Genomic DNA, 13,066 nt, shown 5'->3' with positions numbered 1-13,066 from the left:
CCTAATCTATTTTTAGAGGTGTGTGACAGTGTCGACAAAAAGGTCTACCCCAGATTTTTTTCTCATAATCGTTACGCTTTCCTTGCTAACCATCGGCCTTATCATGGTATACAGCGCAAGTGCGGTATGGGCTACATACAAGTTTAATGATTCTTTTTTCTTTGCTAAACGCCAGCTCTTATTTGCAGGGCTTGGAGTATGCGCGATGTTTGTCATCATGAATATTGATTATTGGATGTGGCGTACGTGGGCGAAGCCAATTGTAATCATTTGCTTTGTTATGCTGGTACTTGTATTGATTCCGGGAGTAGGGCTAGTACGGAATGGGTCGCAAAGTTGGATAGGAGTTGGAGCGTTTTCGATTCAGCCTTCAGAATTTATGAAGTTTGCTATGATTATATTTTTAGCGAAATATTTATCAGAAAACCAGAAGAAAATTACATCTTTTAGAAAAGGCATGTTACCGGCGTTATTACTGGTTTTCTTACCGTTTGGCATTATTATGATGCAGCCGGATTTAGGAACGGGAACGGTGCTTGTTGGAACTTGTTTAGTCATGATTTTTGTTTCAGGAGCAAAAGTAAGTCACTTTGCAGGTCTTGGGTTGCTTGGCGTTGCCGGTTTTGTAGGGCTTGTTTTATCGGCTCCTTATCGGATTAAACGTATCACTTCATTTTTAAATCCTTGGGAAGATCCGCTTGGAAGCGGGTTTCAAATCATTCAATCTCTTTATGCAATTGGGCCAGGGGGATTGCTTGGATTAGGGTTAGGGCAAAGTAGACAAAAGTTCTTTTATTTGCCGGAGCCTCAAACTGATTTTATTTTTGCTATTCTGGCAGAAGAGCTCGGTTTCATCGGGGGAACGCTTGTTTTGCTTTTGTTTAGCTTATTGCTTTGGAGAGGAATTAAAGTAGCGCTCGGAGCTCCTGATCTTTACGGAACGTTTTTAGCCTTAGGAATTATTTCAATGGTTGCGATTCAAGTCATGATTAATATAGGCGTGGTAACAGGTCTTATGCCTGTTACGGGAATTACGCTTCCATTTTTAAGTTACGGTGGATCATCGCTGACGCTCATGCTGGCAGCAGTTGGAGTTTTGTTAAATGTTAGTAGATATTCTCGCTATTAATTAAAAAAAATTGTATAATGTCAAGTAGGCAATGGTCTACTGAAGTAAACCGTCATCTTAAATCCAAGTGCACGCCGGATTTTGTTGGCGGTTTATTTTCGATTTTTTACAGGTAGATGATATTTTTGTATGAAATGTTTTTAAAATGTAATGTTGTGATAACCAATTTTGAGTCCAACTATGGTATGATGTGTAAGGTTAAATGTTTTATCTTAGTGAGTAGGTGAACGTATGTGCACTTATGAGCGTAGCGTTTTTTTATGACTGTCAGCATGTGTTTAACTTCTAAATGAAAAACGATAAAAAAACAATCAAAATTACTTTATATAGCAGATGAACGTACATTCTATGGGTGAATGTCATACGATAAATAAAAATGATGAAATTGACAACAGAATAGAGTGCCTTGGTAGAAAAAAGGTATCTTACAAGGTGCTGCTGCTTAGTTATGAATCTGTTCTTATTATTCTTATGCATTAGAAGTAAGGGCGCATTGACATGAAAGTTTTATAACAGCAAAGAGGGTTTTAGGAGGTTCTTATGGAAGCGTTAGTAAAAGAGTTAGTCGAAGCGAATATTGGAAAGGTTCGTGAAAATGAACCGCTAGCAAAACATACAACAATGAAAATTGGTGGTCCAGCAGATGTGCTTGTAGAACCTGATTCTGTTGATCACTTAAAAGTTACAATGGATATTATTAAAAAACATGGCGTGAAATGGAGAGCGATTGGTCGAGGATCTAATCTTCTTGTTTCTGATAAGGGAATTGAAGGTGTGGTCATTAAGCTCGGAGCCGGATTAGATGATTTAACAGTAGATGGAGAGACGGTTACTGTAGGTGGGGGATACCCTAGCATCAAGCTTGCAACAGTTATTACAAAACAAGGCCTGTCTGGGCTGGAGTTTTCAAGTGGAATTCCTGGATCTGTGGGAGGCGCTGTTTATATGAATGCAGGTGCCCATGGTTCTGATATGTCTCATGTAGTCGAAAAAGCGCTGATTTTATTTGAAGATGGCACTCTTGAGTGGCTGACAAATGAAGAGCTTCAATTTTCGTATCGTCATTCAATTCTACAAAAAGACCGTCCCGGAGTATGTGTAGAAGCCGTGCTGCGTTTGAAAAAGGGAACGAAAGATGATATTGTGGCGGTCATGCAGAAAAATAAAGACTATCGCCGTGAAACACAGCCTTGGAATTTCCCTTGTGCAGGCAGTATTTTTAGAAATCCGCTTCCAAATTATGCAGGAGACTTAATTGAAAAGTCCAACTTAAAAGGTTTTTCAGTAGGCGGAGCGCAAATTAGTGAACAGCATGCGAACTTCATTGTCAACACAGGAGATGCAACGGCTTCAGATGTGCTGAATTTAATTGCTCATGTTAAGAAAACAATTAAACAGAAATTCGATATTGATATTCATACAGAAGTTGAGATTATTGGTCGCTAATTACCCAGCCCGTGGCTGTATGGTTATGCGTGAAAAGGTAGCTTTTATGTGTTTATTCTATGCTATAATGGGGATATTCTCATGAAGCAAAGATTGGAAATAAATAGATGGTAATTCCTCGTTTATTTTCTCAAATGGATAAGGGTGAAAAAAATGGAAAAAGGTAAGTTAATTGTTTTAGAAGATCGGGTACCGAAGCTGCAAGAACAGCGAAAGCAAAAAGCAAATAGACGGCTGATTTTGTATTTATCACTCTTTTTCATCCTTATTTTATTTATTGTATATTCTCAATCTTCTCTGAGTAATGTTTCTAACATTGAAGTACAAGGGAATAAACATGTAAGTGATAAGGATATTGTCAAAGCGAGTGGTCTGTCCAAAAAAACCAGCTACTGGAAAGCTGATGCTGATCAAATTCAAGAAAAAGTCGAAAAAAACCCTGAGGTAAAGGAAGCTGTCATTCACAAAACATTTCCTAATAAGGTCGTAATCGACGTAAAAGAGTACGCAAGAATTGCATATGTAACCTCGGGGAATAAATATTTCCCTGTGAATGAAAATGGAAAAGTTCTAAAAGAAGTAAGTGCTAAGAAAGTGTCATCCGACGCTCCGCTGCTAATTGACTGGAAAGACGGAGACGCTATACAAAGCATGGTTCAAGAATTAGCTAAAACGCCTAAAAGCATAAAAGGGGCTATTTCTGAGATTTACTACGCGCCGACAAAATCAGAACCTCTTCACATCGAGGTGTTTATGAATGATACGCGTGAAGTAAGCGGGAAAATTAGCAACTTCTCTGATAAAATTGTTCATTACCCAGCTATTGCAAGTAAATTAAGTGATGATCAAAAAGGTATTATTGATTTAGAAGAAGGATATGCATTTAAACCTTATAAAAAGAGCAAGCAGTAATTATTTTTTATAAGTGTTAATTAAAGGAAATAGATGAGTTGAGACTGGCAAACTAGCCCTCGTACATTGTATAATCACATGCAAGTATTCTGCATACATATGATTTTCTTCTCCGTTGCTGTGAAATGGAAATGTAATATTTGTTCTAGGTAAGTTTCGCTTTTCTCAGTGTACATCTTAGTGTAGACTTGTAGTTAAATAGCTTTTTTCAGTGAATTTTAGGCTTAAATCTAAAAAAAAGTCAAAACCAGAACGTTTTGTTCTTTGAAAGAGATAAAGTCTGTGAAAAACTTGAAAAAAATTGATTTTACAAAAGGGAAACAGATGTATTTGTTGAATATTTTCATATAATAAAAAATTAATATTGTTGTTCTTCTTAATTTATTAAGATGACATGTGCAGAAAGAAAAAGGAGGTGCCAAAGAATGAACAGCAATGAAATATACGTTAGTTTAGACATCGGTACATCCAGTGTGAAAGTAATCATCGGAGAGATGAGTAACGATTCATTGAATATCATTGGTGTAGGGAATGTTAAATCACACGGACTAAAAAAAGGTTCTATCGTTGATATAGATGCAACAGTTCAATCTATTAGAAAAGCAGTAGAACAAGCTGAACGAATGGTAGGTATTACAATTAAAAAGGTTGTAGTGGGCATAAGCGGAAATCATGTATTTTTACAGGATTGTCACGGAGTAGTAGCCGTGTCAAGCGAGAATCGTGAAATTACAAACGAAGATATTCATCGAGTAATTGATGCTGCTCAAGTCATGTCTATCCCGCCAGATCGTGAAATCATTGATGTTATTCCAAAGCAATTTATTGTAGATGGCTTAGAAGGTATTAATGATCCTAGAGGTATGATTGGGGTACGTTTAGAAATGGAAGGCACAATCATAACGGGATCTAGAACGGTTTTACATAACTTATTACGCTGTGTAGAAAGAGCTGGTTTAGAAATCAGTGATATTTGTTTACAGCCTCTAGCCGCTGGTTCAATTGCATTATCTCGTGATGAAAAAAACTTAGGTGTCGCACTGGTAGATATCGGTGGAGGTTCAACAACGGTTGCGATCTTTGACCAAGGACATTTGAAAGTAACAAATGTACTAGCTGTTGGCGGAGAGCACATTACCAAGGATTTATCGATTGGTCTTCGCACATCGACTGAAGATGCGGAAAATATTAAGATAAAGCATGGACATGCTTTCTACGATCATGCTTCTGAAGAAGAAGTATTTAGTGTACCGATTATTGGAAGCGATCAGCATCAGCAGTTTAATCAGCTCGAAATCTCTGATATTATTGAAGCTAGACTAGAAGAGATTTTAGATATGATTACGCAAGAGGTAAATCGCCTAGGATACAAAGATATTCCAGGAGGATTTGTTTTAACAGGCGGAGTAGTAGCGATGCCTGGTATTCTTGAGCTAGCTCAAGTGATTTTAAAGAATAACGTGCGCATAGCAGTGCCTGATTATATTGGAGTACGTGAGCCGCATTATACAACAGGCGTAGGATTAATAAAATTTGCATACAAAAATGCTAAAATACAAGGCCGGGAAATTGGAGCGCCAGTTGTGGAAGAAGAGCCGATTGAGCAAGAAATGATCAAACCTAGCCCGAAACCACAGCAGCCGCAACAATCAGCCGAGCAGCCGAAAAAGAAAAATGACCAAAATTTAATGAAGAAGTTTTTTGGATACTTCTTTGATTAACGTTACGGATTGGTAATTTCGAAGAATTAGGAGGAACTATCATGTTGGAGTTTGATACAAGTGTAGACCAATTAGCGACGATTAAAGTAATCGGTGTCGGAGGCGGCGGTAACAACGCGGTTAACCGAATGATTGAACATGGCGTCCAAGGTGTAGAATTTATTGCAGTTAATACAGATGCACAAGCATTAAATTTATCAAAAGCTGAAACAAAAATGCAAATCGGCGCTAAATTAACAAGAGGATTAGGTGCAGGTGCTAATCCAGAGGTTGGTAAAAAAGCAGCCGAAGAAAGTAAGGAACAAATCCAAGAAGCCCTAAAAGGTGCAGATATGGTTTTCGTAACGGCTGGTATGGGTGGAGGAACTGGAACTGGTGCAGCTCCAGTCATTGCCCAAATTGCTCGTGAGCTAGGAGCACTAACGGTAGGTGTTGTTACTCGTCCGTTTACGTTCGAAGGTCGTAAGCGTTCTACTCAAGCGGCAGGCGGCATTGCGTCAATGAAAGAAGCAGTGGACACGCTGATTGTTATTCCAAATGATCGCTTATTGGAAATCGTTGATAAAAACACGCCAATGCTAGAAGCGTTCCGTGAAGCGGATAACGTATTGCGACAAGGTGTGCAAGGTATTTCAGATTTAATCGCAGTTCCTGGATTAATTAACTTAGACTTCGCTGACGTGAAAACAATTATGTCTAACAAAGGATCTGCACTTATGGGTATCGGTATTGCAACTGGTGAAAACCGCGCTGCTGAAGCGGCTAAAAAAGCTATTTCAAGTCCACTTCTTGAAACATCTATCGATGGAGCTCAAGGTGTATTAATGAACATCACAGGCGGTACAAACCTAAGTCTTTACGAAGTACAAGAAGCTGCAGATATCGTTGCTTCGGCTTCTGACCAAGAAGTGAACATGATCTTTGGATCTGTTATTAACGAAAACCTAAAAGACGAGATTGTTGTTACAGTTATTGCAACTGGCTTTAGTGACCAAGATTTATCACAGCCAAAACCAGGTCGTCCTTCGTTATCGGCGAATCGCATGCAGCAATCGACACAGCAGCCGGCTCCACAGCCGAAGCGTGAAGTAAAGCGTGAAGAACCTGTACAGCAAGAATATACGCGTCCATCTCAGCCACAGTCTGAAGATGCGCTAGATATTCCAACATTCTTACGAAACCGTAATCGTAGACGCTAAGAAAATAAAAAACCAAGACCTCTGTTTTATACAGAGGTCTTTTTTTATGCAATGAATCTAGAAAACTCAAAAAGAATATAAAAAACATTCGACATGGTCAATATGATGCCTTTAAAGGGTTTATGTTTTCTTTCTAAAAGTGGTGTGACAAATATCGAATGATTTCCTCAAAAATACTGCTTGTTTCTCGGCATGAACTGACAGACTTTCTAATAGGATGTACTATATACTAATTTTTAACAGAAAAATTCAGAAAGAATGGAGAGGTTATAAACATTGCCAATCTATTTAGATTTAATATGGATGCTGAATTTTGGGTTAGATACGATTTTACTAATGTTATGTGCAGTTGTACTTAAACGGAATTACAAGTGGTGGCGGCTTTTGCTTGGCGGCTTTATCGGTTCATTAATTGTCCTTCTTATGTTTACGCCTTTTTCTCATCTTATGGTTCACCCTGCCATTAAAATTTTATTCTCTTTTTTTATGGTATTGATGACGTTTGGTTATAAACGACTGCGCTTTTTCTTTGAGAATTTATTAACGTTTTATTTTGCAACCTTTGTTGTTGGTGGAGGATTAATGGGCGTTCACTTTTTATTTCAAGATCAGTTTCTTGTTCTTAATCAAATGGTTGATACAAAATCTCCACAGTTTGGTGATCCTATTAGCTGGATATTTGTTCTTATCGGTTTTCCGCTATTATCTTATTTTTCAAAAGCACGAGTTGATGATTTGCGAATGAAAAACATTACATTTGATCAGCTGGTAGATGTGGAAGTTATTTTAAACGAACAGACTCTGTCGATGAAAGGACTTATTGATAGTGGAAACCAGCTTGTAGATCCGCTGACGAAAACCCCGGTTATGATTGTTACAGCAGATTCTTTAAAAGAAATATTGCCTGAAGGCTTAATGGAATTAAGCAAAAATGTCCAATCCTTTTCACACAGCGAAGATATTGATCAAGAGTGGTATTCAAAAGTCCGCTTTGTCCCTTATCGAAGCGTGGGCCAAGCCAATCAGCTCCTTCTTGCTCTAAAGCCAGATATGGTAAGGCTGGTGCATCAGTCCAATACGATTGAAGTCACAAAAGTATTAGTAGGTATTAGTCATACAACGCTTTCAGTGGAGAAGCAATATGAATGTATTGTTCATCCGAAGCTCATTGTTATTGGAGAAGTAAGTTCCGCATCGTAAAAGGTGTGAACAAATAAAGGAGGATACAGAATGGCTACATATCGAATTCGATTTCAATTATGGTGGTACAAATTATTAATTAAACTTAAGCTAAAAACAGATGAAGTGTACTATATAGGAGGAAGTGAAGCTCTTCCACCGCCTTTAACAAAAGATGAAGAAGAAGTACTCCTGAAAAAACTTCCATCAGGAGATGAAGCAGCACGTTCACTGTTGATTGAGCGTAATTTGCGACTGGTTGTTTATATTGCCCGCAAGTTTGAAAATACGGGAATCAATATTGAGGATTTAATTAGCATCGGCACCATCGGTTTAATTAAAGCAGTAAACACATTTAATCCTGAAAAGAAAATTAAGCTAGCGACGTACGCCTCTCGCTGTATTGAAAATGAAATTTTAATGTATTTGCGCCGCAACAATAAAATTCGATCTGAAGTTTCATTTGATGAGCCGTTAAATATTGATTGGGATGGAAACGAACTGCTATTATCTGACGTGATGGGAACCGAAGAAGATATCATCACAAAAGACCTAGAAGCGAACGTGGATCGAAAACTTTTGTTGAAAGCACTGCACCAATTAAATGATCGTGAAAAGCAAATTATGGAGCTGCGCTTTGGGCTAGCCGGCGGAGAAGAAAAAACGCAAAAAGATGTAGCTGATATGCTAGGCATTTCTCAGTCTTATATTTCAAGGCTTGAAAAACGAATTATTAAACGGCTGCGAAAAGAATTTAATAAAATGGTTTAAGTAAAAAAGCTGATTGTATAAGGGCTGAGAAGCATCTTATACAATCAGCTTTTTTAGCGTGGAATTGTCAGAATTGTAAAAGTGCATATTTTTTCCTTCGGAGGAGATACTGAATTCAGAACATCATCTCCTGTTAGGAGGGAAAGAGTTGACAAGAAATAAAGTAGAAATTTGTGGAGTAGATACTTCGAAACTTCCCGTATTAAAAAATGAAGAAATGCGAAAGTTGTTTAAACAAATGCAGGCTGGAGATGGAACAGCAAGAGAAAAGCTAGTAAGCGGAAATTTACGTCTCGTACTCAGCGTGATTCAACGTTTTAACAATCGTGGAGAATTTGTTGATGACTTATTTCAGGTTGGATGTATTGGATTAATGAAATCCATTGACAATTTTGATTTAAGTCAAAACGTGAAGTTTTCTACATATGCTGTCCCAATGATTATAGGGGAAATTCGCCGCTATTTACGTGACAATAATCCAATCCGTGTTTCTCGTTCCCTTCGTGATATTGCTTATAAAGCTCTTCAAGTTCGTGAAAGGCTTATGAGTGAAACATCCAAGGAACCTACAGCTGAGGAAATTTCAAAAGTCCTAGAAGTGCCGCATGAAGAAATTGTGTTTGCTTTAGATGCTATCCAAGATCCGGTTTCTCTATTTGAACCTATTTACAATGATGGTGGAGACCCAATCTATGTCATGGATCAGCTAAGCGATGAACGCAACCGTGATTCAACTTGGATTGAAGAAATTGCTTTGCAAGAAGGTATGAGAAGATTGAACGAGCGAGAAAAACTAATTTTACGAAAGCGCTTCTTTCAAGGTAAAACACAGATGGAAGTTGCTGAAGAAATTGGTATTTCTCAAGCTCAGGTTTCTCGTTTAGAAAAAGCTGCTATTAAACAGATGAATAAAAATATTCAAAGTTAACAAAAGCTATCTAAACTGGCAGCTGCTCGCGTTCATACAATTAATACCATTCACTTTATTTGATGTTCAACTTAATAAGCATCGTGTCTATAAAAACAGACACGATGCTTATTTTGTATGTATCAATGTATAATACATGACCAAAAGATATTCATATCCGGTTTCCTATTGCTGTGAGGACTTCTAGCTACTCGTTGAGAATGTCTCTTGATGAAAAGCTGTGTAATTAGTGGACAAAATGCCTATAGAACGAGAATGGCAGAGAAAAAATAAGCTTTTCCTTCATGAAATGAAAATTTGAAAATATATATAGGCTAAGGAATAAAGTTGGCTATAGGAGGAGAGAGCATGTTAAAGATTTCAGAATTCCAGCTGAAAGATGTAGTGAATGTAGCTGATGGCAAAAAACTTGGAAATGTAGGGGATATTGATATTGACTTAACAACGGGAAAAATACAGGCCGTCATTATCGGAGGCTCTCGTGTATTGGGCTTCTTTGGAAAAGATGATGAAATTGTGATTCCGTGGAAAAATATTGTGAAAATTGGTTCTGATGTCATTTTAGTACGTTATAAAGACGCATTTCAGCCTGAAGAGAATTAGTTTTTTGTCAACAGCACCTAGCAATCTGTGGTACAATATGTGAGAAGAAATGAAACAAGGGATGTGTCACATACATGAATCCTGAGCCATTAAAAAAAAGCCATCACGAGTCGTTTATGTGGCTGAGCCCTTGGGTAGAAAAGAATGATATGCTTGTTGCTGGTTTCACCACAAAAAATGGTGGCGTGAGTAAACCTCCATTTGCTTCTTTTAACCTAGGGCTTCACGTAAACGATAACGTAGAAGATGTTATTACAAATAGAAAAATTTTAGCAGCCGAACTAGACATGTCTTTTGAAAGCTTTGTATGTGCTGAACAAGTACATGAAGCAACTGTTCAAAAAGTAACAAAAGCCGACTGTGCAAAAGGACTCTACAAGTATGAAGAGGGCATAAAAGCAACGGATGGCATTTATACAAATGAATCTGATATTTTGTTAGCTTTATGTTATGCAGATTGTGTTCCGCTGTACTTCTATGCGCCTGATCACCATTTAGTTGGTCTAGCTCATGCCGGGTGGAAGGGAACAGTGAAAGATATTGCAGGAAATATGATTCGACGTTGGGTAGAGCAAGAAAATGTTCCGGTTGAAGATATTTACGTGGCGATTGGCCCTTCGATTGAAGATTGCTGTTATGTTGTCGATAACCGCGTCATTACACAAGTAAACGAAGTAGTTGGCCAAAATGGATATCAAGAAGTAAGCCCTGGACAATACGCGCTTAATTTAAAAAAAGTCAATAAGCTGCTGATTCAAAACGCAGGCGTATTGCCGGAACGAATTTTAACATCGTCGTATTGTACAAGCTGTGAAGATGACCTGTTCTTCTCACATCGCCGCGACCAAGGGAAAACAGGACGCATGTTTAACTTCATAGGCTTTAAGGAGGAGTAATTACATAGTGACAGCTAGCGTAAGTGAAAATCTAGAAGCAGTTCAACAAACAATTGCTGAAGCGTGTAAAAAAGTTAATCGAAATCGAGAAGATGTAGAGCTGATTGCTGTAACAAAATACGTTTCCACAAAACGAGCAGCAGAAGCAGTGGATGCAGGCATTTTACATCTTGGAGAAAACAGGGATGAAGGTCTTCTAGAAAAGTATGAATCAATCGGTGAGAAAGCGACCTGGCATTTTATCGGAAGCTTACAAACAAGAAAAGTAAAAAATGTGATTGATAAAGTTGACTATATTCATTCACTAGACCGAGTATCTTTAGCAAAAGAAATTGATAAACGCTCAGGGCATCGTATAAAATGTTTTGTACAAGTTAATGTTGCCGAAGAACAATCCAAGCATGGCCTTGCTGTAGAAGACGTAATTCCATTTATTAAATCCCTTGAAGAATTTACAAATATTCAAGTGGTCGGATTGATGACCATGGCTCCTCACACAGATGACGAGTCTACGCTTCGCAGCTGTTTTCAAGGTCTAAAAAAATTGCAGAGTCGCATACAAGAACTAAACTTGCCATATGCACCGTGTACAGAGCTATCAATGGGAATGTCAAACGATTATGCAATTGCAATTGAAGAAGGAGCAACATTCATTCGACTAGGAACCACGTTAGTTGGGAATGAACGTTAAGGAGGTGTAATTCAAGATGAGTATGAAAAATCGCTTTAGAAGTTTTTTTGCTCTTGATGACGATACTGAATATGTAGAAGAACATTACGAACAAGAAGAGTCGGTAGAAGAGCCCGTACAGCAGTCGAGACCAGCAGCGAAAGCTAGTCAGCAGCCGAATCAGCAGCAAAATGTGATTAGCTTGCAAAGCGTTCAAAAATCATCAAAAATGATGCTTTGCGAACCTCGCGTCTATGCCGAAGCACAAGAAATTACGGATCATTTAAAAAATCGTAAAGTCGTAGTTGTGAATTTACAGCGCATTCAACGAGATCAAGCAGTGAGAATTGTCGACTTTTTAAGTGGTACAGTTTATGCTTTAGGCGGGGACATTCAAAAAATTGGAACCGACATCTTTTTATGTACACCTGATAATGTAGACGTAAGCGGAAGCATTTCAGATATGATGGGGGAACACGATACAACAAACGTAAAGAGGTGGTAGTTTTTGGACATCGTTTTTGGGATTCTTGGAAAATTAATTGGGCTTTACTCATGGGCACTGATTATTTACATTTTGATGTCTTGGGTACCCGATGTAAGGGCGTCTAAGTTTGGTCAGCTGCTTGGCAGTATTTGTGAGCCTTACTTAGAGCCTTTTCGTAAAATCATTCCGCCTATTGGCATGATTGATATTTCACCTCTTGTTGCAATCTTTTTATTGCGATTTGCTGAAAGAGGCGTGTATTCACTTAATAATGTGGTAGGTTTTATTTAAAAAAGGAATCGCTGGATTCCTTTTTTACATACCAATAGTAGGAGTAATAATATGTCTATTTATGAACATTTTAGGCAAGAAGAACATGGATTTATTGACCAGGTTCTTCAGTGGAAAGAAGATGTCCTACATCAATACAGCCCAAAATTAACGGACTTTTTAGATCCAAGAGAGCAGCAGATTGTGACAGCTATTGTCGGGACTGAAGGAGAGGTTCAAGTTTCATTTGATGGTGGACAACCGTTTGCTGAACGCAAGCGCGCGCTGCTATATCCGGATTACTATGTACCTCAAAGCGAAGATTTTCAGTTGCATATGTACGAGCTAAATTATCCTAAAAAGTTTGTGACAATTGAACATCCTCAAGTTCTTGGTTCGGCGATGTCCTTAGGACTGCGCCGTTCAAAATTTGGAGATATTTTGGTCGCGGGAGACGATATTCAGCTTGTAGCTGCAGAGGAAATTTCTTCTTATATTGAGATGAATTTAACATCAATTGGAAAAGCCAAAGTTTCACTTTCTTCTATTCAAAGAGAGCAGCTGCATGTGGTAAAAGAAGAGCTGATTGAACACGTTTATACAGTTTCTTCAATGAGGCTTGATGTTTTGCTGTCGACCATTCACAATTTATCAAGACAAAAAGTCCAGCCGTTTATTGCAAATGGAGCGGTAAAAGTAAATTTTAAAGTCATTGAACAGCCTTCTTTTGAATGTCATGAAGGTGATATTTTGTCGCTTCGTGGTCACGGCAGAAGTCGTATCGTTTCACTTGAAGGAAAAACTAAAAAAGAAAAATGGCGAATTGTTGTAGGAAAGCAGAAATAAAGAAATCTA

At 38.1% G+C, this 13,066-nt stretch carries 14 protein-coding genes; all 14 read left to right on the top strand.

What is annotated here, in order from left to right:
- Window positions 1-28 precede the first annotated feature (28 nt).
- The 14 genes from spoVE to ACFX4W_RS09825 all read left to right on the top strand — a co-directional run bounded on the left by spoVE (window position 29) and on the right by ACFX4W_RS09825 (window position 13,057).
- Window positions 29-1,129, top strand: a complete 1,101-nt coding sequence (gene spoVE, locus ACFX4W_RS09890; protein WP_013058959.1) for a stage V sporulation protein E — start codon at window positions 29-31, stop codon at window positions 1,127-1,129.
- Between the two features lie 540 nt (window positions 1,130-1,669).
- On the top strand, window positions 1,670-2,575 hold the full coding sequence (gene murB / locus ACFX4W_RS09885; protein ID WP_043976414.1) for a UDP-N-acetylmuramate dehydrogenase: 906 nt from the start codon (window positions 1,670-1,672) through the stop codon (window positions 2,573-2,575).
- A gap of 153 nt (window positions 2,576-2,728) precedes the next feature.
- Window positions 2,729-3,487, top strand: coding sequence for a cell division protein FtsQ/DivIB (locus ACFX4W_RS09880; RefSeq protein ID WP_016765445.1), 759 nt, complete (start codon window positions 2,729-2,731; stop codon window positions 3,485-3,487).
- 425 nt (window positions 3,488-3,912) lie between these two features.
- Window positions 3,913-5,208 carry a cell division protein FtsA gene (gene ftsA, locus ACFX4W_RS09875; protein WP_013058956.1) on the top strand — a complete coding sequence of 432 codons (1,296 nt, stop codon included), beginning with the start codon at window positions 3,913-3,915 and terminating at the stop codon, window positions 5,206-5,208.
- A gap of 41 nt (window positions 5,209-5,249) precedes the next feature.
- Window positions 5,250-6,407 carry a cell division protein FtsZ gene (ftsZ, locus tag ACFX4W_RS09870; protein WP_013058955.1) on the top strand — a complete coding sequence of 386 codons (1,158 nt, stop codon included), beginning with the start codon at window positions 5,250-5,252 and terminating at the stop codon, window positions 6,405-6,407.
- 276 nt (window positions 6,408-6,683) lie between these two features.
- A complete protein-coding gene (gene spoIIGA, locus ACFX4W_RS09865) occupies window positions 6,684-7,607 on the top strand; it encodes a sigma-E processing peptidase SpoIIGA (RefSeq protein WP_013084851.1) in 924 nt (307 codons plus the stop codon).
- A gap of 30 nt (window positions 7,608-7,637) precedes the next feature.
- Window positions 7,638-8,357 (top strand): RNA polymerase sporulation sigma factor SigE, encoded by a 720-nt coding sequence (gene sigE, locus ACFX4W_RS09860; protein ID WP_013058953.1) that lies wholly within the window; start codon window positions 7,638-7,640, stop codon window positions 8,355-8,357.
- Between the two features lie 148 nt (window positions 8,358-8,505).
- A complete protein-coding gene (gene sigG, locus ACFX4W_RS09855) occupies window positions 8,506-9,285 on the top strand; it encodes an RNA polymerase sporulation sigma factor SigG (protein WP_013058952.1) in 780 nt (259 codons plus the stop codon).
- Window positions 9,286-9,633: 348 nt separating this feature from the next.
- The gene (locus ACFX4W_RS09850; protein ID WP_013058951.1) at window positions 9,634-9,888 is read left to right on the top strand and encodes a YlmC/YmxH family sporulation protein; all 255 of its coding nucleotides are present in this window, start codon (window positions 9,634-9,636) and stop codon (window positions 9,886-9,888) included.
- A 74-nt stretch (window positions 9,889-9,962) separates the two neighbouring features.
- Window positions 9,963-10,784 carry a peptidoglycan editing factor PgeF gene (pgeF, locus tag ACFX4W_RS09845; RefSeq protein WP_097824528.1) on the top strand — a complete coding sequence of 274 codons (822 nt, stop codon included), beginning with the start codon at window positions 9,963-9,965 and terminating at the stop codon, window positions 10,782-10,784.
- 7 nt (window positions 10,785-10,791) lie between these two features.
- On the top strand, window positions 10,792-11,475 hold the full coding sequence (locus ACFX4W_RS09840) for a YggS family pyridoxal phosphate-dependent enzyme (RefSeq protein ID WP_043976419.1): 684 nt from the start codon (window positions 10,792-10,794) through the stop codon (window positions 11,473-11,475).
- Between the two features lie 16 nt (window positions 11,476-11,491).
- A complete protein-coding gene (locus ACFX4W_RS09835; protein WP_028410770.1) occupies window positions 11,492-11,959 on the top strand; it encodes a cell division protein SepF in 468 nt (155 codons plus the stop codon).
- A gap of 3 nt (window positions 11,960-11,962) precedes the next feature.
- Window positions 11,963-12,232 carry a YggT family protein gene (locus ACFX4W_RS09830; RefSeq protein ID WP_013058947.1) on the top strand — a complete coding sequence of 90 codons (270 nt, stop codon included), beginning with the start codon at window positions 11,963-11,965 and terminating at the stop codon, window positions 12,230-12,232.
- A 51-nt stretch (window positions 12,233-12,283) separates the two neighbouring features.
- Window positions 12,284-13,057: a YlmH family RNA-binding protein gene (locus ACFX4W_RS09825; protein ID WP_043976422.1), complete on the top strand. Its 774-nt coding sequence runs from the start codon at window positions 12,284-12,286 to the stop codon at window positions 13,055-13,057.
- Window positions 13,058-13,066 lie beyond the last annotated feature (9 nt).

Origin of the sequence: Priestia sp. YIM B13489 (genome assembly GCF_042787645.1) — a bacterium.
GTDB lineage: Bacteria > Bacillota > Bacilli > Bacillales > Bacillaceae_H > Priestia > Priestia megaterium.
This window is presented reverse-complemented; position numbering and strand designations above follow the sequence as displayed.